At 63.6% G+C, this 23,070-nt stretch carries 13 protein-coding genes; 5 read left to right on the top strand and 8 right to left on the bottom strand.

The features are described from left to right. The first annotated feature begins 4 nt into the window (after nucleotides 1-4). The 3 genes from Q0K62_RS04185 (at nucleotide 5) to gndA (ending at nucleotide 5,404) form a co-directional block, all read left to right on the top strand. On the top strand, nucleotides 5-961 hold the full coding sequence (locus Q0K62_RS04185; protein ID WP_297316727.1) for a TatD family hydrolase: 957 nt from the start codon (nucleotides 5-7) through the stop codon (nucleotides 959-961). 291 nt (nucleotides 962-1,252) lie between these two features. Beyond that, complete coding sequence (locus Q0K62_RS04180) at nucleotides 1,253-3,691, top strand: KUP/HAK/KT family potassium transporter (RefSeq protein WP_297316726.1); 2,439 nt, start codon at nucleotides 1,253-1,255, stop codon at nucleotides 3,689-3,691. Between the two features lie 246 nt (nucleotides 3,692-3,937). Continuing rightward, nucleotides 3,938-5,404, top strand: a complete 1,467-nt coding sequence (gene gndA / locus Q0K62_RS04175; RefSeq protein ID WP_297316725.1) for an NADP-dependent phosphogluconate dehydrogenase — start codon at nucleotides 3,938-3,940, stop codon at nucleotides 5,402-5,404. 169 nt (nucleotides 5,405-5,573) lie between these two features. On the opposite strand, the gene gnd is transcribed toward gndA, so the two are convergent. From gnd to Q0K62_RS04160, 3 genes are all read right to left on the bottom strand, one after another. Next, complete coding sequence (gene gnd / locus Q0K62_RS04170; protein ID WP_297316724.1) at nucleotides 5,574-6,452, bottom strand: phosphogluconate dehydrogenase (NAD(+)-dependent, decarboxylating); 879 nt, start codon at nucleotides 6,450-6,452, stop codon at nucleotides 5,574-5,576. 104 nt (nucleotides 6,453-6,556) lie between these two features. Beyond that, nucleotides 6,557-7,231, bottom strand: a complete 675-nt coding sequence (locus Q0K62_RS04165) for a gluconokinase (RefSeq protein WP_297316723.1) — start codon at nucleotides 7,229-7,231, stop codon at nucleotides 6,557-6,559. Nucleotides 7,232-7,267: 36 nt separating this feature from the next. Further along, nucleotides 7,268-8,713 (bottom strand): gluconate:H+ symporter, encoded by a 1,446-nt coding sequence (locus Q0K62_RS04160; protein WP_297316722.1) that lies wholly within the window; start codon nucleotides 8,711-8,713, stop codon nucleotides 7,268-7,270. A gap of 271 nt (nucleotides 8,714-8,984) precedes the next feature. Between Q0K62_RS04160 and Q0K62_RS04155 the strand changes: the two genes are divergently transcribed. Further along, on the top strand, nucleotides 8,985-9,641 hold the full coding sequence (locus tag Q0K62_RS04155) for an FCD domain-containing protein (RefSeq protein WP_297316721.1): 657 nt from the start codon (nucleotides 8,985-8,987) through the stop codon (nucleotides 9,639-9,641). A gap of 488 nt (nucleotides 9,642-10,129) precedes the next feature. Here Q0K62_RS04155 and Q0K62_RS04150 read toward each other — a convergent pair whose 3' ends face one another. The 4 genes from Q0K62_RS04150 to zwf all read right to left on the bottom strand — a co-directional run bounded on the left by Q0K62_RS04150 (nucleotide 10,130) and on the right by zwf (nucleotide 21,072). Then, nucleotides 10,130-17,023, bottom strand: coding sequence for an InlB B-repeat-containing protein (locus tag Q0K62_RS04150; RefSeq protein ID WP_297316720.1), 6,894 nt, complete (start codon nucleotides 17,021-17,023; stop codon nucleotides 10,130-10,132). A 540-nt stretch (nucleotides 17,024-17,563) separates the two neighbouring features. Then, the gene (gene pgl / locus Q0K62_RS04145; RefSeq protein WP_297316719.1) at nucleotides 17,564-18,355 is read right to left on the bottom strand and encodes a 6-phosphogluconolactonase; all 792 of its coding nucleotides are present in this window, start codon (nucleotides 18,353-18,355) and stop codon (nucleotides 17,564-17,566) included. A gap of 78 nt (nucleotides 18,356-18,433) precedes the next feature. Continuing rightward, complete coding sequence (locus tag Q0K62_RS04140; protein ID WP_297316718.1) at nucleotides 18,434-19,483, bottom strand: glucose-6-phosphate dehydrogenase assembly protein OpcA; 1,050 nt, start codon at nucleotides 19,481-19,483, stop codon at nucleotides 18,434-18,436. Continuing rightward, entirely contained in the window at nucleotides 19,480-21,072 is a 1,593-nt protein-coding gene (gene zwf, locus Q0K62_RS04135; protein WP_297316717.1) for a glucose-6-phosphate dehydrogenase, read from the bottom strand. The genes Q0K62_RS04140 and zwf overlap by 4 nt, the downstream gene beginning before the upstream one ends. 130 nt (nucleotides 21,073-21,202) lie before the next feature. Here zwf and Q0K62_RS04130 point away from each other — a divergent pair, with 130 nt between their 5' ends. Then, nucleotides 21,203-21,895 carry an HD domain-containing protein gene (locus Q0K62_RS04130; protein ID WP_297316716.1) on the top strand — a complete coding sequence of 231 codons (693 nt, stop codon included), beginning with the start codon at nucleotides 21,203-21,205 and terminating at the stop codon, nucleotides 21,893-21,895. A 130-nt stretch (nucleotides 21,896-22,025) separates the two neighbouring features. Here the strand turns inward: Q0K62_RS04130 and Q0K62_RS04125 are convergent, their stop codons facing one another. Continuing rightward, the gene (locus Q0K62_RS04125; RefSeq protein ID WP_297316715.1) at nucleotides 22,026-23,066 is read right to left on the bottom strand and encodes an ATP-grasp domain-containing protein; all 1,041 of its coding nucleotides are present in this window, start codon (nucleotides 23,064-23,066) and stop codon (nucleotides 22,026-22,028) included. Nucleotides 23,067-23,070 lie beyond the last annotated feature (4 nt).

Raw genomic sequence — 23,070 nt, 5'->3', positions numbered from 1 at the left:
GGGCATGAGCAGGCATCATCGCAATCGCAGTTGGGCCCCTGCCCCCGAGGCCCTGCCCCAGGGGGTGGAGGTCATCGACGACCATACCCATATGGCCTCGGTGGTCCCCTTCGCCCGGGAGATGGACCGGCAGGCCAGGGAACGTGGGCAGGAGCCGGTTCCGGTCTACAGCGTGGACCAGCAGCTGGACCAGGCCCGGGCCGTGGGGGTGGTTGGCGCCATCGACGTGGGGTGCGAGCTGCCCAACCTCCAGACCGCCGTCGACCTGGCCCTGTCCCATCCCGGGGTGGTTCACGCCGCCTTGGCCATTCACCCCAACGAGGCCGTTCTGCATGGCCATCGGGGGGTGCCGGGTCCGGACGGGTTGCCGATCACCTACCGGCCCTGGCACGATACCCCTTTCGAGGAGGCCCTGGGGGAGGTCCGGCGGTTGGCACTGGCCTACCCCGACCAGGTGGTGGCCATCGGGGAGACCGGGATGGACCTGTTCAGAACGGGCCGGGAGGCCGCGGGCATCCAGCGCCAGGCCCTGCGCGACCATATGGCCCTGGCCAAGGAATTGGACCTGCCTTTGCAGATCCACGACAGGGACGCTCACCAGGAGGTCATCGACACCCTCCTGGCGGACGGTGCACCGGAGCGGACCGTCTTCCACTCCTATTCGGGCGATGCGGACATGGCCCGGGTCGCAGCCGAGCACGGCTGGTATCTGAGCTTCTCGGGAACCGTCTCCTACAAGGGGAACGAGGGGATTCGCCAGGCCCTCCCCATCGTGGGGCCGGACCACATCATGGTCGAGACCGACGCCCCCTACCTGACTCCCATGCCCTATCGTGGCCGGACGAACGCCCCCTATATGATTCCCTACACCCTCCGGGCCATGGCCGACGCCCTGGATAAGCCCATTGAGGAGGTGGCCAGGGCCACCAGGGAAACCACCAGGAGGGTCTACGGAATCTGACGACCCGGTCCAGCCGGCCCAGGGGTGAGTGCTGGAGGGCGGCGGGTCGGATGCCATCGCACATCCTCAGAGGACTCGGACAGGGGTGAGCGCCTGCGGCCGGACACGGGGCCTTGCGTTCGGGCATCGGGATCAGGCCCTGAGGAAAACCTGCAGGAAACGGATTAAAACCGTCGTTGCGGTTGTACCAGAAGGGGCAAAAGGTGCTACGGTAGTCGTCGCGGTATACGCGGGAAGCTCGGTGCTGCCTGCGTGCATTAGAGGAGAAGGCTTTGGCCTATGGAGGGCTGTATGGCTAGTGAGCGGCATGAAATGTCGACCGAGGATGGAGCCGAGGGGGTTGAAGAGACCCCCATCTTATCCGAGTCGTCCGAGTCCGACGGTCGGTCGGAGCGGACGATAAGGAGGGAGGAGTCCGGGGATTCGACATCCCGCAGGCCTTCCAAGGTCGTCAAGAAGGTCAGGGCGACCAAGGCATCCAAGACCGGCAAGGCCGTCAGGACCGGCGGCAGCCGACAGGCGGTCGAACAGGAATCCATCCTTCCGCCCGAGAGCTTTACCCGGGCCCCCAGGATTTCGGCCAAGGCCCGCACCCGCGAGGAGGAGAACGAACTCAAACGCGCCCGCCGCGAGGCCCAGCGTGCAGCCGTACGCCAGCGGAACCCGCCGCGAGGCCCCCTGGGTCGCTGGTGGCGCAAGATCCAGTCCTCCCCGGACAGGATCAGCCTGGGCATGTGCATCGTGGCCCTGGGCGTGGTCTACGGCGATATAGGAACCTCCCCCCTCTACACCTTCCAGACCTTCGTGTCCGGGCAGGGCGGCATCGGCAAGGTGGACCGCCCCGCCGTCCTGGGCATGCTCTCCCTGGTCTTCTGGTCCATCACCCTGATCACCACGGTCAAGTACGTCCTGGTGGCCATGCGGATCGACAACAAGGGTGAGGGCGGCATCTTCGCCCTCTACACCCTGGTGCGGCGCTACGGCAAGTGGCTGGCCATCCCCGCCATGCTGGGCGGCGCCGCCTTCCTGGCCGATTCGGTCCTGACCCCGGCGGTCTCCATATCGTCGGCAGTCGAAGGTCTGAAGACCATACCCGTCCTGGAACCCGTCTTCAAGGAGAACGGGAACCTGACCATGGTCATCACCTTCGTGATCATCCTTATCCTCTTCGCCGTCCAGTCCCGCGGAACGGAACGGATCGGTAAGGTCTTCGGCAGCGTGGTCATGGTCTGGTTCGCCTTCCTGGCCGTGATCGGCATCTACTGCATCGGTGGGGACTGGTCCATCTTCGAGGCCCTGAACCCGGTCTATGGCATCCGCTTCCTCTTCAGCCCCCGGAACCCGGTGGGCCTGACCATCATGGGCACGGTCTTCCTCTCGACCACGGGAGCCGAGGCCCTCTACTCCGACATGGGCCATGTGGGCCGTGGCAACATCTACGCCACCTGGCCTTTCATCAACATCGCCCTGGTCTTCAACTACTTCGGACAGGGCGCCTGGCTACTGCGCAACACGACCAACCCGGCCCTGCAGGGGGTCACCGGGCTCAACCCCTTCTTCCAGATGATGCCCACCACGGTGCGTTACGTGGCCGTCATCCTCTCGGTCACCGCCGGTGTCATCGCCTCCCAGGCCCTGATAACCGGGGCCTTCACGATGGTCTCCGAGGCCACAGGTCTGAACTGGATGCCCCACCTCCAGGTGCGTTACCCGGCCCGGACCCGCGGACAGCTCTACATCCCGACCGTCAACTGGGTGCTTTGCGCAGCCACTCTGACCGTCCTGGTCCTCTTCAAGGATTCCGAGCACATCTCAGCCGCCTACGGCCTGGCCCTGACCGTGACCATGATCACGACGACCGTCCTCCTGGCCGACTACCTCTGGCACGACCGGAAGCGGATCGGTTCCATCGTCTTCGCCGTGGTCTTCCTGGCCATCCAGATCCTCTTCTTCCTGGCCTCCATGGCCAAGTTCATGCACGGCGGCTGGTTCACCATGCTCCTGACCGCAGCCATCCTCTACATCATGTACACCTGGGACCAGGGAACCAAGGTGGAGCGCTCGCAGCGACGGCACATGGCCGCCAAGGAGTGCCTGCCCGCCCTGGAGATGCTCCACAACGACTTCCGCATCCCCTACTTCGCCGACAACCTGGTCTACCTGACCTCGGATGCCGAGATGCGCCGCCTGGATACGGACATCTTCTTCTCGATCTTCGCCAACCATCCCAAGCGTGCCCGGGCCTGGTGGGCGGTGTCGGTCCAGACCACCGACGCCCCCTACACCCGTAAGTATTCAGTCGAGAACTTCGGGACCAATTACCTCTTCCGGGTGAGGATGAAGCTGGGTTTCAAGGTGGATCAGAACGTGGCCACCTACCTGCACCAGATCATGCACGAACTGATCGATAGTGGGGAACTGCCCAAGCAGCCCTCGATCTATCCCAAGGTGGACGAGGATCCGCAGATCGGTACGATCACCTACGTTCTGGTTCACAAGGCCCTGATGCCCGAGTCCAAGATCGACTCCCGTGGCGCCCTCTCCCTCAAGGTCAAGTACGCCATCAGGAAGCTGGCCGGATCGCCCATCAAGTGGTTTGGTCTGGCCCCCTACAACCCGATCGTCGAGGTTCAGCCCCTCTTCGTCTCGACGCGTTCGGTACCCAAGCTGACCAGGGTCATGCTGCCTCCGCGCAAGGTCAAGCCTCCGAAGCATCCCAAAGCCCAGTAGCACGGGGAGTGAGCACAGGCACGGCCAGGTCCGGCCAGGCGCTGACCACCATGCCGGGGAGGCCTTGCCGGCTCGGGAATGGTGGCCTTTGGCGGCCTGGTACGACTTGCGGGTGGGCGATTGGACCCCCGACACGGCTGCCCCGGTATGGAAGCAAGCCCACCCAAATCGGCATTGAGCCATAGAATTGGCCTGGTGAAAACCTAGACCCGGTCATGCCCGGGCGGTCGTTCGAAAGGTGAAGTGATGACAGAAGCTCAAGCCAATATCGGAGTCGTGGGCCTGGCCGCCATGGGTGCCAGCCTGTCCAGGAACCTGGCCCGGCACGGCAACACCGTGGCCGTCTACAACCGGCACTACTCCCGTACAGAGACCCTGATCCAGGAGCACGGGGATGAGGGGAGGTTCGTTCCCGCCAGGACCCTGCAGGAGTTCGTCGGTTCCCTGACCAGGCCCCGCACGGCCATCATCATGGTCAAGGCCGGCGACCCGACCGACCAGATGATCAATGACCTGGCCGATCTGATGGAGCCTGGCGATATCATCGTCGATGCCGGCAATGCCTACTTCAAGGACACCATCCGCCGCGAGAAGGCCATCAGGGCCCGGGGTCTGCACTTCGTGGGCTGCGGCGTTTCCGGCGGCGAGGAGGGCGCCCTTCTGGGACCCTCCATGATGCCTGGTGGAACCGATGAATCCTGGCGGACCCTGGGGCCGATCCTCAAGTCCATAGCGGCCCAGGCCGAGGGGGAGCCCTGTGTGACCCATATCGGCACCGACGGCGCAGGCCACTTCGTCAAGATGGTCCATAACGGCATCGAGTACTCCGACATGCAGGTCATCGCCGAGTCCTACGACCTTATGCGCCGCGGCCTGGGCATGGAACCCGAGCAGATCGCCGACGTCTTCGAGGAGTGGAACCAGGGCGACCTGAACTCCTACCTGGTGCAGATCACGGCCGAGGTGCTGCACCACACCGACTCCGCCACCGGCAGGCCCTTCATCGACATCGTGACCGACCAGGCCGGTATGAAGGGCACCGGCACCTGGACCGTGCAGACAGCCTTGGACCTGGCTGTGCCGGTCACCGGCATAGGCGAGGCCGTCTTCGCCCGGGGGCTCTCCTCCTCCGCCGACCTGCGCCGGGAGGCCGCCCGGAAGGGTCTGAACGGCCCCGAACCACAGGCCATCCTGAGTGATTTGGCCGCCGATCCCGACCAGCGCAAGGCCTTCATCGAGGACGTGCGCCAGGCCCTCTACGCCTCCAAGATCGTGGCCTATGCCCAGGGCTTCAATGAGATGCAGGAAGGTGCCAACGTCTACGGATGGAAACTCGACATGGGTGCCATCGCCCGCATCTGGCGCGGCGGTTGCATCATCCGGGCCAAGTTCCTGAACAGGATCTCCGATGCCTACGGTTCCGGCGAGGAATTCGGCTCCCTCCTCTTCGACCCCTTCTTCAAGCAGGCCGTCGAGGGTGCCCAGGATTCCTGGCGCCGCGTGGTGGTCCGCGCCACCCAGGCCGGCATTCCCATCCCGGTCTTCGCCAGCTCCCTCTCCTACTATGACGGCCTGCGTTCGAGGCGCCTGCCTGCAGCCCTGATCCAGGGCCAGCGCGACCTCTTCGGTGCCCACACCTATGGGCGCGTGGACCAGCCCGGTGTCTTCCACACCCTCTGGGCCGGAGACAAGTCCGAGATCAAGCAGGACTGATTCCCCACCCCTGCCACAACGAAGGCCTGCCCGCAGAGACGCGGACACACTCCGTCGATGGGTTGACAGCGCTGGTGCCCCGAACCGACCCGGTCCGGGGCACCAGCATTATTGGTCTGATCTGTGGGCTACGCATGGGACCCATCCGGTACACGGTAATTGTCGGAGGCTACTCCTTGACGATGGGGTGGCCGCCGAAGGCGCTGCGCAGGGCCGAGACCACCTTCATGGTCATGGGGTCCTGAATCTGCGAGGACTGGCGGGCGTAGAGGGCCGAGGTGATGGCCGGGGTCGGTACCCCCAGTTCCAGGGCATCCCCGATCATCCACCTGGCTTCCCCGGTTTCCTCGGCTGTGCCGGCGATGTGGGTCAGGTGGGGGTCCTGCTGGAGGGACTCGGCCAGGAGGTCCAGGAGCCAGGACTGGATGACCGACCCCTTCCGCCAGGACTGGACCACCTCACCGGGTTCCTCGATCAGATCGGAGGCCTCCAGGACGGCGTACCCCTCGGCCATGGACTGCATCATGCCGTACTCGATGCCGTTATGGACCATCTTGGCATAGTGGCCGGCACCGGTGCCGCCGGCGTGGACCAGGCCGAACTCGCCTTCGGGCTTGAGGGTGTCGAGAACGGGCTGGATTCGGGCCACGTCCTCATCGGACCCGCCCACCATCAGGGCGTAGCCGTTCTCCTTGCCCCAGATGCCGTTGGAGGTGCCCACGTCGACCAGGCCGATTCCCTTGGCCCCCAAAGCCTTGGCATGCTCTTGGTCCTGGGCGAAGCGGGTGTTTCCCCCGTCGATCACCAGGTCGCCGCTGTCCATCAGATCGCCCAGCTGGTTCAGTGTGGACTCGACGGGCTTGCCCGCCGGTACCATGACCCAGATGGCACGTGGGGCCTCCAGGGCGTCGATCAGGGCCTTGAGACTGTCCACGTCTCTGCCTGAATCCGGGGAGATGTCGTATCCGACGACCTGGTGGCCACCCGCGCGCAGGCGGTCGGCCATGTTCCTGCCCATGCGGCCCAGGCCGATCATTCCGATTTTCATAATGCTGTTCCTTTCTGCTGATTGGCAAGGGACGTCTACTCGCCGGTATCGACGCGGTTGCTCTGCCGTATGGACGGTCTCCCCTGGTTTCTTGAGATCGCTGCTCATCGCTGCCGGGATTTCCGAGCCGCCTGGCGGGCGCGCTCGGCCCTGACCTGCTCCGTGTGGGTCTCGACGTCGCATTGCAGTCCCAGGGTGTCGATGACCTCCTCGGCCTCGATTTCGGGGGCCATGCGCAGCCCCACGTCGATGGTCAGGTGGATCTCGTCCCTGCCCAGAGGTTCCAGGGTCTCGAACTGCGACTTGAGCATCTGGGGCTTCATGAAGTGCCCCTGGCGGTGTGAGAGCCGTTCCATGATGGAGTCGTAGTCCCCGCTCAGATGGATGAAGACCACGCCCGGCATCCGGATCCTGTCACGATAGGACCGCTTCAGGGCGGAGCAGGTGACGGTGCCGGGCACCTTCCTCTCCATGTGGTCCTGGATCCAAGCGTGGATCTTGTCGAGCCAGGGCCAGCGATCATCGTCGTTCAGTGGAATCCCATGGGCCATCTTGTCGATATTGGCCCGGGGATGGAAGTCATCGGCCTCGGCCATGTCCCAGCCCAGTTTCTCGCTCAGGTGGGTGTTCATCGTGGTCTTGCCGCAACCGGAAACCCCCATGATGACAAGGATCGGCGTGTGGTCCTTGAAATAATCCGGGGGAACCGTGTTTTCCACGGCCGAGGGGATCGAGTGCTCGTCGAACCCCTCGGCGTTCGTTGAGAGTGTGTCTACCATATGTGTCCTTTCAATGGTTGGGTGAGGGGCTGGAGCTCAGCCGGCGATGGGGATGAAGATGCTGGCGATCATGACCAGGACCAGGACCACCACCGAGAGGAGGCACTCCAGAACCGACCAGGTCTTCAGGGTCTCACCCACGCTCAGACCGAAGTATTCCTTGATAAGCCAGAAGCCGGCGTCGTTCAGGTGGGAGAGGAATATGGACCCGGCACCGATGGCGATCACCAGGAGGGTGGTGGCCATCGGGGTGGCATGCATCATGGTCATGGCGTTGCTGAGTATGCCGGCCGTGGTCAGGATGGAGACGGTGGCCGAGCCGGTGGCGACACGGACGAAGACCGCGATCAGCCAGCCCAACAGGAAGATGGAGATGCTTGAGGTCTCCACGAAGTTGCCGATGATCTTGCCGATGCCCGTGGCGACCAGGACTCCTTTGAAGCCCCCACCTGCGCCGACGATCAGGAGGATGCCGGCCACTGCGGGTAGGGATGCGCCCAGGGAATCGTTGACGGTCTTCCAGGAAATACCGGAGGCGGCCTTGAGTACCAGCATGGAAACGATCAGGGCGATGGCCAGGGCCATGACGGGGTTGCCGATGAAGTTGATGGTCTGGGCGAATCCGTCTGTGCGGTCCTTGAAACCGGGCAGGGCGATTTCGAAGATCGAGGTGAGGAGCATGAGGACGGCGGGAAGAAGGATGCAGCAGAGGGAAATGCCGAATGAGGGAAGCTTGGTCTCCTCCTTGCCGGCCTCATCGCTTTTGGCTACAAAGTCCGCAGGTGCCTGGACCGGAACCCACCGGGCGGCCACCCTGGAGAAGAGGGGGCCGACCAGGACCAGGGTGATCAGGGCGAAGGGGATGCCGAACATCATGGTCAACCCCACATTGCCGGTTTCCTTGAACTGGCTCAGGGCGGCCAGCGGGCCGGGATGGGGTGGTACGCAGGCGTGCATGATCGACAGGCCCGCCAGGGTGGGAATCGCAACGCGCATCAGCGGCAGTTTGGTGCGTTGGGCCACCAGGATGATGACCGGCACCAGGATGACCAGGCCTACCTCGAAGAACATGGGGAGGCCGATCAGCGCTCCTATCAGGGCCATGATCCAGGGTATGGAGGCTGCGGAGGATTTGGATACCAGGGTGTTGACCACCTGGTCGGTGGCGCCGGTATCCATGAGCACCTTGCCGATCATGGCACCCAGGCCTATCAGGATGCCCACTGATCCCATGGTGTTGCCGAACTCGCCGGTGAAACTGGTCAGCGTTGCCATGGGTCCATAGCCTGACCCGATGCCTACCACCAGTCCGGCCGCCAGGAGGGATACGAAGGGATGGAGTTTGACGACGGTCACCAGGAATATGAGCACCACCAGGCTGAAGATCAGACTGATGCCCAATTGTGTGGTGTTGAGCTTGGCGGTCTCGCCGGCGGCGACCAGGACCCGCTCGGTGGTTGCCAGGTGCAACATGGTTTGCATTGCTGCCTCTTCTCTGAGGAATCGGGCGAATCCGGTCTCCCGGATTCGTTTTTTTATTTTGCATGACATAATATCGACCGAATGACATTATGTATGTTTTAACTGCTACAAGTGTACACACCCTGTGGACGGCGACGCCGCCGCCACGATTTCATTATGGCAGGTTTCACCTGTATTTCCAGTCTGAGACACCTCGCCGGGAATGATTGGTAGAGTGAGTTTCATGGGAACGGAACCGTCGTTGCATGACAGGCTGCTGGATCAATGGGGTATGGATATCATCAGCGGCGATATAGCCGAGGGGGAGCGTCTGCCCGCCCCCGCCCCGGGTCGGGAGCTTCCCTCCCGAACGGTTACCAGAGAAGTGACCCGTGTCCTCGAATCCATGCGACTGGTCACTGTAAAACGTAAGGTGGGAGCCGTCGTCAACCCGGTCAGGGTCTGGAACATCTACGACCCCATGGTCATCGAATGGAGACTGCGCGGTCCGGACCGGGAGGGCACGCTCCACGAACTCTCGGAGCTACGGGGAAGTGTGGAGCCCACAGCGGCCCGACTCGCGGCCGCCAGGGCCAAGCCGGAACAATGGGCCGCCCTGACCCAGGCCGCCATTGACATGGTGGCCCACGCCAACCAGGCGAATGAGTCCGACTACCTCCAAGCTGACGAGTGTTTTCATAGGACCCTTCTGGAATCATCCGGCAACGCCATGTTCGCTGCTCTTGGTGATGTGGTGGCCTCTGTCCTGGCCGGACGTACCCGTCATGAACTCATGCCACGCCGGGCCAATGAGCAGGCGCTGAGACTCCACGGCGACGTGGCGGCCCTGATACGCCAGGGTGACGGTGATGGCGCGCGCAGGGCCATGGAGCGTATCGTCGACGAATCCGACCAGGCCATTCATGTCATGACTCGCTCGCAGGAGTAAGTCGTCGGCAGGGAAGGATGGCATGGTCGCCGATCCGTAACGATTGGTATGGTGCCAGGACCGCCAACCGCCCATATGCGTCTCTGAGCATGCGCCCAGATGGCTTCGACACGGCTTTGACCGGCCGTGGGGGAAGGAGGGTTGCCGCAACAGGGTGCGCAGGGCCATTCCGACCGCTGTTCGGCACCTGGTTTTCCGATTGATTCTGCATCCGCGCGCCAGATAAGGAGACCGTTTGGGTGCATGCTTTCAAGGCGGTAGGGCTCTCCCCCGATTGAAGGATAAGAAAGAAGGCAGCCCGCCAAGGGGAAAATTACTGGCGGAGCTGCCTCCCGGCCGGGAAGCGGGGGAGCTTCCCTTCTCATGGCCGCTTACTCGAGAGAAATCCTGAATAACAGGATGAATTCGTGGAACCGCGGATTCGCGGTGACGCCGTGCTGCTGATACGGCACATCGCCCTTCCTCACCACATATCCATCCTGATCACCTCATGCCTCCGGCTGCGTTCGATGTTTGCGTTGGGCGGCGATGGCCGCCATGGTCAGAAGACCGATCAGCAGGAGGAGTATGATTCCCCCTCTACCGGCATTCGGCAGTATCCCGTAACGCTCGAAGGTATAGACGTTGCCGGTGTCCGTGGTCTGTGGCTCCCCGGCCAGTGTCCATTCGATGCCGACGGGAACCTGGCCGACTTCGTGGCTGGGGGTGATTGCCTGCCAGGTCCCGTCCGGTTGCCGGCCATTAATCGTTCCGTCGCTATCACCGAAGGTAAGTCGGGTGGGAATGCCCATGGGCGGGATGGCGATACGGGTGGCCAGCACCAGATCGGTGTTGTCGGAACCGGTTCCGTTCTGCCGGGTGTTGTTCCAGCCGAATCCATAGGCTATTCCATCCGAGCCGATGGCCAGGCTGTGGTTGTCGCCGGCGCTGATGCTCCCGGCCTTGAGCCCCTGACTGGCATCGTTGGGGTCCCTGGCCGTCGCAGGCTGCCCGGTGGAGCGTCCATCACCGAGCTGGCCGTGGGAGTCGTCCCCCCAGCCGTAAACCACCTGGTCGTTGCCGATGGCCAGGCTGTGGTTGTCGCCGGCCGCCACCCGCTTGTAGGCGAAGCTGCCGGATGCACCCCGTGGGAGGGCGACTTGAACGGGTACGGGCTCGTCGTCCCCGTCGGATTTGACCTGGCCGCTCCCGTTCGATCCCCAGGCCCAGGCCCTTCCATCCTGGTCCAGGGCCAGGGAGTGGGACGATCCGGCGCTGATCTGGATGTATACGGGGCTTTTGCTCATGCCTGATGGCACTGCCAGCGGTTTCGGTACCTTGCTTTCGCTGCTTCCGTCACCAAGACCGAGTCTCCCGTTGGCATCGGATCCCCAAGCGTATACCTTCCGGTCGTTGCCGATGGCCAGATTGTGCTCGCTTCCAGCGCTGATCTGGACATAGGAGAAACCGGATGGGGCTTCACCGGGCTTGGCTACCCGGATCGGAGTCGGGGAACTGTATGTCCTTCCATCACCCAGTCCGCCCGTGACGGATCCCCAGGCATAGACATTCCCGTCGTTGCCCAGAGCCAGGGTATGCCTACCGCCCACGGCCACCTGAGTGAATCTGAAGTCTGGGTTTACATCTGATGGAAGAACCACCTTGACGGGGTTTGCCGAGGTGTCGGATGTACCGTCGCCCAGGCCTGTGGTGTTGGTGCCCCAGGCATAGACCATCCCATCGGATCCCAGGCCCATGCTCATCGTGGTGCCTGCGGCGGCCTGCAGCCAGGTGAACCCGGGTGCGGACCCTCTCGGAGTTGAGATTGCAACGGGTTCGTTTCGATTGGTTCGCGTGCCGTCCCCAAGTTGGCCGGAGCTGTTGTCGCCCCAACCGTAGGCTTTCCCGTCACTGCCGATAGCGAGTGAATATCCGGCACCGGCGCTGACCTGTGCCAGACGCATGTTGCCGGTTGATGGTGGGGTGAGGGTCACGGTGTCGCCGCCGGTATAGATGCCATGTGTGGGGGTGAGGGTCCATTTGGCGTTTGCGGGGCTCCACCTGGCTTTCAGGGTGAGGCTTTCCTGGATGGGTTGGTTGAAGTCATAGGCGGCGCTACCGTTGAACCATCCGTCGAATCGTTGACCTGGTCTGGTGGGGTCGGCAGGCCGGATGACGGTGGTGTCCTCGTCCGCGGTCTGCGATGGCGGCGTAGGCGAACCCCCGTCGGCATCGTAGGTGATGGTGTAGCGGTTAGGGGTATAGGTGAAGTCGAGAGCGGCGTCGGGTTGGGTGAGACCGTTCCGATTCCAGTGGATGATGAGGGGGACCATGCCGGGCCGATGCCGTCTGGGTGGCGCGATGACGGTCCAGGTGCCGTCGGCCTGTCGGGAGGGATCGGCTCCCGGTGTTCCGTCGAAATCGACGGAGATGATTTGCAGGTCGGGGTAGTCGATGGTGACAGGTGTGGTGCTGCCGGCGGTGGTGTCATCGCCGAGTTGGCCGTGGGCGTTGTCACCCCAGGCATGCGGGGTGCCGTGAATGTCGATGGCGAGGGTATGCCCGGTGCCATCGGCGGTACGGACCCAGGTGGCATCGGGGGCGGGTGGATCGACGATGACTGGCGTGGTCGTGTCGGCGTGGCTGCCGAGTTGACCGTGGGTGTTGTCGCCCCAGGCGTACATGCGGCCGTTGTCGGCGATGGCGTGGGATACGTGGCCGCCGGCGGAGATCGTGGTGATGGTGATTGCTGTGGGCAGTTCGGGTTTGATGGGTCTGCCGGTGTCGGTACCGCTGCCGTCGCCGAGTTGGCCGTGCTGGTCGGAGCCGAACGTATAGGGAGTGTCGGTGTCGGTGTCGGAGCCGATGACGAGGGTGTGGTCGGTGCCGGCCGTGACATACAGCCAGGTGAAGGCGGGGGATGTGCCGGTCGGGGCCTGCACCTGGGTTGGGGTGCCGGTGGCGCCGCCGGTGTTTCCGTCGCCGAGTTGGCCATGGGTGTTGTCGCCCCAGGCGTACATGTGGCCGTTGTTGGCGATGGCGAGGGTGTGGCTGCCGCCGGCCCGGACCTGTGTGTAGACCATCCATGAAGGGGTGGCTGGCGGCATGGCCCGTACGGTTGGGGTGCCGGTGGCGCCGCCGGTGTTTCCGTCGCCGAGTTGGCCATGGGTGTCGTCCCCCCAGGTCCATGCCCTGCCCTGGGTGTCAAGGGCGATCATATGGGCGGTGCCTGCGCTGATCTGGGTGAACCTGCTGTCGCCCGTGTCTACCTGTCGGGGTGTGGGGTCGTCGCCGCCGGTGTTTCCGTGGCCGAGTTGGCCGTGCCCGTTGTCGCCCCAGGTCCAGATGTGACCGTCGGTGTCGAGGGCGGCGGAGTATCCGTCGCCGGCGGTGGATTGGGTGAATCGGACACCATCAGGGGTGGGAACGCTGGTGGGGGTGGAGTGTTTAGCCCGGGTGGGGTCGCCGAGTTGGCCGTGGGTGTTGTCACCCCATGCATACAGAAGACCGTCACTGGATACGGCCAGAGAGTGGGTGTCTCCGGCGCTGATGCCGGCCAGGCGAGTGTTGGTCGCGTCGTCGGGTGCGGTCAGGGTCAGACTTGTGCCTCCGGATGTGAGACCAGAGGCCGGAGAACGGGTCCAGGAACCCGGTCGGCTCCATCTGGCAGTGATGGTCGTGTCGCTGGTGACGGGCTGGGTGAAGTCATAGGCCGCGTTGCCCTGGAACCAACCGTCGAACCTGTAACCGGCGCGTTGCGGGTCGGCTGCCGGCCGGATCGCCTGCCCCCAGTCATCCACGTCATGGCTGGTGACCGGGTCGCCGTTGGCCGGGTCGAACCGGACCCGGTGGCTGACTGTGAGATACGTGTAGGGAAGGGTAACCGTGCCGGAGTCCAGGTCCCGTCGGGACCAGGAGACTTTTACATCCACCGGGCCCGGCGTGTGCGCCGGCGGGCGCACCTTCCAGGAGCCGTCAGGGTTCCTGACCGGCACGATCATCGAAGGCGTTCCGTCGAAGGTGACTGAGGACACCGTCAAGGGCCATGGGAACCATACGCTTTCCGGTTTCGGATTTGCGGGTGGTGTCTCTGTGTTGTTGGCGTTGACGCTGTTGTTGCCGAGCTGGCCACGGTCATTTCGGCCAAAACCGTAGACGTTGCCGTCCGATCCGATGACCAGCATGTGCCAGTGGTTGCTGCCGATGGTGAGACCGATGTAGGTGAAGTCGCTCGGTGTCCCGTCAGGTTTGGGTATGCGTGTGGGTGTGGCTACGCCCGTGCTGCTACCGTTGGTGGTGGTGGTGCCGAGTTGACCGTATAGGTTGTTTCCCCACGCCCAGGCTCCCGTGTCCGTGATGGCGGTGGAAAAGTCCCAGCTTGCATTGATGTCGACGACGCCGGACAGGCCTGGTACCCGTCCTGGGCGGGCACGTTCTCCGCTGCGTCCGAGCTCCTTGTAATTATTGCCTCCCCATGTATAGACGTTGCCGTCGGTGGCTATGCCCATGGACACGTACGCTCCGGCACTGATCGTGGTGAACTTCAGGTCGGTGCTGACCGGGCCTGGCTTGTTGACAGGGTAGGCGTCGCTGGGGTCCCGCCCCAATATGCCGTAGTAGTCACTGAGGGTGTTGGTTTCATAGCGGCCCCAGGTCCAGGCGGTGCCGTCGGCGGCCAGGGCCATGGAATCCCGGTCGCCTGCACTTATCGCGGTGAAGGTGGTTCCAGCGGGCATGTCAACTTTCCTGGGGGTGATGTCATTCATGCCCGGACGACCGAGCTGGCTGTCCTTGTTCCATCCCCAGGTCCAGACGTTGCCGTCGCGGTCCAGGGCCATGGAATGGATGTTGCCGGCGCTGATGGCGATGAACTGAACACCAGGAGGAGTGGAGGCAAGACCCGGTGTCGGATAGTATCCATCCATAGAGCCGCGTCCCAGACGTCCGGCTTCGTTGTTGCCCCAGGTCCAGATTCTGCCGTCGCGGTCCAGGGCCATGGAATACCACCCGCCGTTGGAGACATGGGTGAACTTCACGCCATTGGGCATCCTGACCATCACCGGGGTGGCTCGATCCGCCGAGGTGTCCCCTTTGGATTGTCCTTTTTCGCCGTTTCCCAGCTGGCCGCAATCGTTTCTTCCCCATGCGTAGGCGTTTCCGTCGCTGCCTAATGCCAAGGAATGAAACTGTCCTGAGGACACCTGGGAAAAGGCAATGCGGCTCGGGGGATCGATGCGCACATCGTTGCCACCGGTCCGCGGACCCGACGTGGGATGGATCGACCACTGGTTTTTGTATGTCCACCTAGCGGTCAGTGTGGTGGGCCCATTGATGGGCTTGCTGAAGTCGTAGGCGACATTTCCCTTGAACCAGCCGTCGAATGTCCAATCCGTCTCGCTCGGATCGTCTGGGCGCTGGATGGTGTCTCCTACGGCGACCTGCTGGCTGGGGATGGGGGTGCCATGCTCCGATTGGAAAGTGACGGCGGCCGCGGCACCGGTGTAGGTGAACCTCTGGCTGTTGTCCTCGGATTGGCTTGCACCGGCGGTGTCGGTGGACTGGATGGTGAGGGTGACGGTGCCCAGATGGTGCCTAGGGGAGACCACGTGCCATCCGTCGGCTTGCTTGTTGATGTCGCCGATGTTATGGCTGTCGCCGAAAAGGACGGAGGTTATCCGCCGGTCGGTCGACCGCCAGACCATGCCTGGCTTCGGATTGGCTGCCGCGGATCCGCCTGTTGCGGTGTTGGTGGTATTGGTGCCTAGTTGTCCATAGTCGTTGCGGCCCATGCTGTAGGCGTTCCCGTCAGACCCGATGACCAGCATGTGCAGGCTGGTGTTGCCCCTGGTGAGACCGGTGTAGGTGAAGGTGGCGGGTGTTCCATCAGGGTTCGGCACGCGGGTGGGGATGGACGTGTCGGTGGTGGTGCCCAGCTGGCCGTAGTCGTTGCTCCCCCAAGCCCAGGTACCGGTGTCGGTGATGGCGGTGGAGTAGTTCCAGCCGGCGTTGATGTCGGCTGCACCGGTCAGTCCGGGTACCTGCCCTGGTCGGGTCGTGTCGCCGGTGCGTCCCAGTTGTTTGGATCCGTTGCCGCCCCAGGTGAATATGGCGTGGTCGTTCGTGATGGCCATGGAATGGGTGTATCCGGCGGTGATCGTGGTGAATTTTCGGTCGGTGTCGACCTGGCCGGGCCTGTTGGCGGGGGTGGCATCGGTAGGCGTGCGGCCCAGTACGCCGTAGAAATCATCTCTTGTGCCGCCGTTGTCTCCCCAGGTCCAGGCGGTGCCGTCGGCTGCCAGGGCCATGGAATGGTAAACACCGGCGCTGATTGCCGTGAAGACGGTTCCTTCCGGTGCGGTCACTTTCGCCGGCGTGTTGTCGCTTGCCTTGCTGCCGTATGGAGGACGGCCGAGCTGACCGTTAAAGTTGATGCCCCAGGTCCAGATGTTGCCGTTGGTGTCAAGGGCCATGGAATGCAGATTTCCGGCGCTGATAGCCTTGAAGGCCGTGCCTGATGGGATGTCAGCCAGGCCGGGTGTGGTGTAGGAGGTGTTGATGGAGCCGCGGCCCAGTCGTCCGCCATCGTTGAATCCCCAGGTCCATATCCTGCCGTCGCGGTCCAGGGCCATGGAATACCAACCACCTGCGGACACCCGGGTGAATTTCACGCCCGCGGGCATGGACACCGGTACTGGAGTCGTTCTGCTCGTTGTGGTCCCATCGCCCAGTTGGCCGCATTCGTTCATTCCCCATGCATAGGCGTTCCCGTCACTGCCCAATGCCAGGGAATGGTACTGGCCCGTGGTTACCTGAGCAAGTCGAACCGGATCCCTGGGCGAATTCACCGTTACGTCAGTGCCGCCCTGCCATGGTCCGTTCGTGGGGCTGGTCGCCCACTGCCCCCATCTGGCCTTCAGCGTTATATCGTTGGTGACGGGCTTGGAGAAGTCGTAGGCGACATCACCCTGGAACCAGCCGTCGAACGTCCAGCCGGGGCGCGATGGGTCGTCGTGCGGCCAGGAGGCTATCCCGCCGTCGGCCACGGTTTGCGGGGCGGGCATGCCCGTGGTGCCCTCATCCGATATGAATTGGACGGCGTGGGTACCTACGGCCTTCGGCGACGGGCCAGAAGGCTGTGCCGAAGTGGGCTGCCGAGTGGTGGCCAGAGGATTCGGCGTCGCCAGGGGTGAAGGATGGTTCCCTGCTTCCGGCCGGGGGTTCGCAGGCTGACGAGATGGAGTCGATTTGGTGGCTTGTGGGGATGGATGCTCGAATGGTGTTGTGGTGGGGGAGGGCGAGGAATCGCTATCTAGTTCGAGGTCTGACGACCTTAAAGCTGGAGTTCCCCCCCCCCCCCCTGCTTTGAGACCCCATCGATGTATCGGTGTCTGGTTGCCCGGCACTGGCGGTATGTGCTTCTGTCATGAGGCCCAGGCCCATGGCCGCGAGCACGGCGAGGACGCTGATAATGGGACGTGCGATACGTCTAGATACAACATGCATGAAAGATGCCTCCCCAACAGGCTGCCCTTCCGAAACCTCTTCGGACCTGATTTTTTCATCCCCATGAACAATCAGGAGTGGACAGTACTTTCGATATAGTATTCGGTACTATAACACATCCTTCCTGTCTCGTTGGATATTTCCGGCGGAAGGGGGTTCCTGTATCCACGGTCTGAAGAAGAGCGGAACTGATATCTGGGAGTCGAGTGAGACGGGTCGCTTCAGGGGGAACGGAATTTGGCGGCCATCCCGAAGCCGGTATCGATCGGGCCTGCCAAATCCGCGTAGCGTAACGGGGGCGTCACTTTCATCCAGTGCCGCAGACGTGTATACGGTCGGCCGAATCATGGCCGGTGTTCAGGATGGCCTTACAGGCGGATACCGAAGCTGATGAGTCACCAGGACAGCATGCCGACGATTGCTCTTCGCTGGTTGGAATTTCAGCCAAGCAGGCCTGCGGCATCCTCGTCAAGCAGCCATAAGGTCTGTTCGGTACCCCTGGCGAATGAGGAGGGGACGTGGGGGTTGTCCACTCCCCCCAGTGCCTCCTTCACGGCCTCGGCCTTTTCACGGGTGGAGGTGAAGAGCCAGACCTTGGGGGTACGGCGAATGAACGGGGTGGTCATGGTCACTCGCAACGGGGGAAGCTTGGGCGAATGGTCGATGCCTGCAACCAGCTTGGTTTCGTCGTTGATCAGCACCTCGGGGCGGTCGGGGAAGAGTGATGCGTAGTGCCCATCCGGCCCTACGCCGAAAACCGCCAGGTCCATGTGGCCATTGGGGCCGATCCCTCGAATGATCTCATCCTGGTAGGTCCGTGCAGCCTGGGCCAGTGCTTGTGCGTCATCGGCTTCGTTCGCCGTTGCAATCTGCTCGGGGGTACGAATATCGGCCGGCATTTCATGAACATGGTCCGCAGGGAGCTCACCATCGTCAACGAGCCTGCCGAACCATGCATCCCGGGCTTGCTTGGCGTTGCGCTCAGGGTCGTCCGGGCTCACGAATCTCTCGTCACTCCACCACAGATGGACTCGTTTCCAGTCGAGGCCGGCGGCAAGATCACTGGTATCCATGAGTGCATAGATATCCGCCGCATCCATCCCACCGGTCAGAGCCAGATCCGCCCGCTCCTGACGTGCCAGGATGTCCCCCAACTCGATCAGTATCCGTGCGGCGGTGGTCTTGTTGAGCAGGCTGGTAGTGGCATAGCGGATGATTGTACGCTCGGTCATGGCGTCTCCTTCGTGGCGGTGGTGTCTATCATACTTGCACTCCTGCGTCTCCGTTCACTCCCGGCACCGAACCGGCCGTCACCTGGTGCACCGGTTATGGACCATCGGCCAGCCCCTGCTGATGACATCCTGATAGACCTCATCAGGATCAAGGCGTCCCATTTCCTCGCTCATACAGTCGACGGCCGTTCGCAAAGGCATGGAGATGGTCTGACTGGCCTGGCCAGGCTGGTTTATTCTGGCCTGATCGGCCCTGTGGCGTTCCATGCTCATGGTTCCGTCACCACGTGTGAAGTACACCCCGGTGATGGCCTGGGCCCGTGGATCACGCTCGACCGTGACCGGCACCTCAAGCTTCAGAGCCAGCCAGGAAGCCAGAAGCTCCAAGGGCAGGAAGTGTGCCTGGCCGGTCACCCGCACCGAGGTTACGGGCAGATGCGGCGGTTGGTCGATGATGGAGGCGAGTAAGGCCCGCCAGATTGTGGTTCTTGTCCAGGAAAGGTCCACGTCGGCAGCGCCCGAATGCTCCAGGAGGGAGGCGAAAGCGATTTCCGGGTCATCGGCTTCCATGGCATCGGTGATCCGGCTGGTGGCCATGGCGCCGATCAGGTCCTTGGATGGGGCCTTGGGTGCGTTGGCTGGCCACCAGACCACTAGGGGGGCATCCGGCACCAGTAGCGGGATGACCAGGGCATCGGAATGGTCCAGGAGGGCCGGAACCGGTCTCAGCACTATTACCTCGCCGGCTCCCGCATCCGATCCGAAACGGATTTCGGCATCCAGAGTGTGATCCCCGCCAGGTCTGGCGGTCTTATAGGAGATGCAGCGATTGTCGGGGTCGAGCGTTCGGTCTGATTCGGCAGGGGTGCTTCCTGAGGTTCCGGGTCTGTCGGATTTCTCGTCGGTGTTCGTATGCTTATCGGCGTCGGTCACTATGGCGATGACCCGGCAGGGGTGCTCCCTGCTGGCGGCGTTGATGGTCTCCAGGGCTCCCTCCAGGTGGGCGTCCCCGGTGATGATGACCAGGGTCAACACACGACCCTGGGCCGCCTCCCCTCGCTCCACATGCAGTTCGTCGATCTCACGGGCGATGGCGGAGGTGGTGGTGTTGTTCAACCTGACGATCATGGCATCCTCCAATGGTGTCCGTCACGGGCAAGCATTCGGTCGGCCTCTTCGGGCCCCCAGGTGCCGGCCCGGTATGGTTGAGGTCGGCCTTGTTCCGTCCAGAACTCCTCTATCGGGTCCAGGATCCTCCACGAGAGATTGACCTCCTCCGTGGTCGGGAAGAGGGGTGGGTCCCCCAGAAGGACATCGAGGATCAACCGCTCGTAGGCTTCGGGTGAGGCCTCAGTGAAGGAGCGCCCATATGAGAAGTCCATGTTCACATCGCGAACCTCCATGGCCGAGCCTGGTGTCTTGGCCCCGAAGCGTAGGGTCACGCCCTCGTCGGGCTGGACGCGAATCACGATCGCGTTGGCACCCAACTCCCGGGTGGCTGTGGCCTCGAAGGGGAGGTGGGGGGCTCGCTTGAACACGACGGCGATTTCGCTCACACGTTTACCCAGACGCTTGCCGGTGCGCAGATAGAAGGGAACGCCCGCCCAGCGCCGTGTGTCCACATCGAGGCGGATGGCCGCGTAGGTCTCGGTGGTGGAATCAGGACTGATGCCGTCCTCGTCCAGGTAGCCCACCACATGTTGGGAGCCCTGCCAGCCGGCGGCGTACTGGCCCCGGGCCGTGTGGGCGGCCAGATCCTTGGGCAGCCGGATGGCCGAAAGCACCTTGGTCTTCTCGGCCGTCAGGTCGCTGGCCGCGAAGGAGACGGGCTCCTCCATGGCGGTCAGGGCCATCAGCTGCAGGAGGTGGTTCTGAATCACGTCGCGGGCGGCGCCGATCCCGTCGTAGTAGCCGGCCCTGCCGCCGATGCCCATGTCCTCGGCCATGGTGATCTGCACGTGTGATACGTAGTTGGAGTTCCAGACCGGCTCGAACATCATGTTGGCGAAGCGCAGGGCCAACAGGTTCTGTACGGTCTCCTTGCCCAGGTAGTGGTCGATTCGGAAGACGGAGTCCGGCTCGAAGACCTCCGAGACCACCCGGTCCAGCTCCTTGGCCGAGGCCAGGTCGCGGCCGAAGGGCTTTTCGATGATGACCCTGCGCCAGGCCCCCTCGGTGGAATGGGAGAGACCGGACTCGGCCAGCTGGCGGGCCACAATGGGGAAGTCCCTGGGCGGAACCGACATGTAGAAGGCATGGTTGCCGCGGGTACCCCTGACCCGGTCCAGTTCGGAGACCGTTGCCGAGAGGCGCCGGAAGGCCTCGGCGTCATCGAAGGTGCCCTTGACGAACCGCATGCCCTGGCTGAGATGCCGCCAGGTGGACTCGTTGAAGGGGGTGCGGCAGTGGGCCCTGACGTTCTCCTCGGCGAAGGAGGCGAAGGCCTGGTCATCCCAGTCGCGCCGGCCGAACCCGATCAGGCCGAAGCTGGCGGGCAGGAGCCCCCTGTTGGCCAGGTCGTAGACGGCCGGCAGGAGCTTCTTCTTGGCCAGGTCGCCGGTGACTCCGAAGATGACCAGCGAACTGGGGCCGGCGATACGGGGCATGCGCAGATCGCGCGGATCCAGCAGGGGATTATGCCAGGGGCCCTGTTCGGCCGGCCTTGCATCGGTGGATTCGGGACCGTCCGCGGGGCGCCGGTTGGGTGTTGTAGCCATAGTGCTCCTCATGAAATATGTAGTCACCAGTCTAGTATTTGCCCCTCCGAGAATAAGGACATGTCCGTGAATGCGGCACAAGAGTCGGTAATGTCACATTTCCCGACCGGCCTCTCCCTACAATGGTCCTATGATTCCGAATGTCGAAACGGCGGAGGCCCTGCATCGCAAGGTCGCCCCCTCCCAGGCCGCCTATGATCTGATCCATACCCATTGCGTCATAATCTCCACCATCGCGGTGGGGATCGTAGACCGGGTGAACGCTCTCTTCCTCCGGCAATGCACCCTGCCCCAGGACGCCCCGGAGCGTGATCCCTCGCATGGTGGGGGCAGCATTCCGCCACGCCTCCTCAACCGTGATTTGGTCCGGGTCGGAGCCCTCCTGCATGACATCGGCACCTATCTGATCCTCAAGGATGACGGTGCCCAGGGCCGCCCCCTGACCTTCCAGGGCGAGCGCTACATCCGGCATGGCCTGGAGGGGTACCGTCTCCTCCTGGACGAGGGGGTCGACGAGTCCGTGGCCCAGTTCGCCCGGAACCACACCGGGGTGGGGCTGACCCGCCAGCAGGTGGAGGAGGAGCACCTGAACCTCCCGCCCGATGACTATGTCCCGGTCAACCTGGAGCAGGAGGTGGTCATGTATGCGGACAAGTTCCACAGCAAGCGCCAGCCCCCGATCTTCGTCTCCGAGGCCACGGCGGCCAGGCGCACGGCCAGGTACGGCCCGGCCAACCTCAAGCGCTGGCAGGACCTGGTCGCCAGGTACGGGGTGCCCGACCTCCAACCCCTGGCAGACCACTACGGCATGGAGATCGTCTGAGGCTGGCCGACTGTTGGCCGTGACGCCCCAGGGCAGAACCCCTCACCCAGGTCTTCGGGACCGGGGTGAGGGGTTCCCTGCTTTCCGAGGATGGGTGAAGGGTCGTGATGCCGTCCATGCCTGCCTTGGTTCACCTGTGGTTCCAGTAGGTCCGGTAACGGTTGCGGAATTGGCTGACCATCCAGGAATCAGGGCGGTAAGGGGTCATACGGGAGTCGGGCCCAGGAGGCTCCATCCGCCCGTCGGATGCCGAGGGTGCCTGCATGGATGGTGCAACCCCGTTCAGTCCGGGTGCCCGACCTCTCGCGATGGCAGCCAGGAACCCCTCCATGCCGTCCTGGCCATAGTCATAGGGGGAGCAGCACCAGGCGGGGTTGGCTTCGAGGACGATCGGGTGCATTCGTCCATGGATTGCGCCTGGCGCCGTCGGATTCAGGAAGGCCAGATCCAGGCAGACGGCGTCGATGCCACCCCGGTCGGCGGCGATCACCGCGGTCCGTTCGGCCGACGTCCGCAGGCTCTGATCGAAGGTGGCCCCGTCGAAGACCGTGATGATGTCACGGCCCTCCGGCCCTGCGTGGCGGCAGTACCCGCTGGAGGCCACGGCCCGGCCGTCCAGCACCACCACCCGCCACTCCTGGTCGATGCCGTCTACATGTCGGCTGATCTGAATCAAGGAATCGTCGGGAGCCGGGGCCAGGTCGCCCTGGAGCTGATCCAGACTGCGCCGGGCTGCCCGGAACTCCGGCACCCGGCCACCGGCCACCTGGGACCAGGGGTCGATACCCAGGCTGTCAGGCGGTTCCCGCCACAGACGAATCTCCCCGACCCTGGCCACCATGACGTCCCGGCCCAGGAGGTCCTTGTCCAGGAGGGTCAGCCAGTCGGCCGGCGGGGCCATAAGCTCCAGGGGAGGGTGCCCCAGGGATTCCAGCCAGGCGTTCCGGGCTATCAGCAGCCCGGGGTCGATCCAGAGTGCATCGCCCTGGTCCAGGTCGGGCGTGGGTGCCAGGCCGTCATGCCAGACCAGGTTCCAGGTGGTGTCGGAGGGGAGGGCCTGGAGCATGGTCTGGGCGATCCACCGGTCGTGCGATACGACATGGCAGGTGGCGGTCCCGCCGCCGCGCGGACCGGAGGCAGGGCGCACTGGGGGTGAGCCGGGTCCCGCCATGGGC

This window comes from uncultured Bifidobacterium sp., assembly GCF_945269915.1.
In the GTDB taxonomy this organism is placed as follows: domain Bacteria; phylum Actinomycetota; class Actinomycetes; order Actinomycetales; family Bifidobacteriaceae; genus Bombiscardovia; species Bombiscardovia indica.
The sequence above is the reverse complement of the archived record's forward strand: the minus strand, read 5'-3'. Positions and strand labels throughout refer to the sequence as shown.

Coding starts and splice junctions, on each gene's coding strand:
- Q0K62_RS04185 (WP_297316727.1), top strand. CDS start 5: ATGAGCAGGCATCATCGCAATCGCAGTTGGGCCCCTGCCCCCGAGGCC.
- Q0K62_RS04180 (WP_297316726.1), top strand. CDS start 1,253: ATGGCTAGTGAGCGGCATGAAATGTCGACCGAGGATGGAGCCGAGGGG.
- gnd (WP_297316724.1), bottom strand. CDS start 6,452: ATGAAAATCGGAATGATCGGCCTGGGCCGCATGGGCAGGAACATGGCC.
- Q0K62_RS04125 (WP_297316715.1), bottom strand. CDS start 23,066: ATGGCGGGACCCGGCTCACCCCCAGTGCGCCCTGCCTCCGGTCCGCGC.
- gndA (WP_297316725.1), top strand. CDS start 3,938: ATGACAGAAGCTCAAGCCAATATCGGAGTCGTGGGCCTGGCCGCCATG.
- Q0K62_RS04160 (WP_297316722.1), bottom strand. CDS start 8,713: ATGCAAACCATGTTGCACCTGGCAACCACCGAGCGGGTCCTGGTCGCC.
- Q0K62_RS04155 (WP_297316721.1), top strand. CDS start 8,985: ATGGATATCATCAGCGGCGATATAGCCGAGGGGGAGCGTCTGCCCGCC.
- Q0K62_RS04130 (WP_297316716.1), top strand. CDS start 21,203: ATGATTCCGAATGTCGAAACGGCGGAGGCCCTGCATCGCAAGGTCGCC.
- pgl (WP_297316719.1), bottom strand. CDS start 18,355: ATGACCGAGCGTACAATCATCCGCTATGCCACTACCAGCCTGCTCAAC.
- Q0K62_RS04140 (WP_297316718.1), bottom strand. CDS start 19,483: ATGATCGTCAGGTTGAACAACACCACCACCTCCGCCATCGCCCGTGAG.
- zwf (WP_297316717.1), bottom strand. CDS start 21,072: ATGGCTACAACACCCAACCGGCGCCCCGCGGACGGTCCCGAATCCACC.
- Q0K62_RS04165 (WP_297316723.1), bottom strand. CDS start 7,231: ATGGTAGACACACTCTCAACGAACGCCGAGGGGTTCGACGAGCACTCG.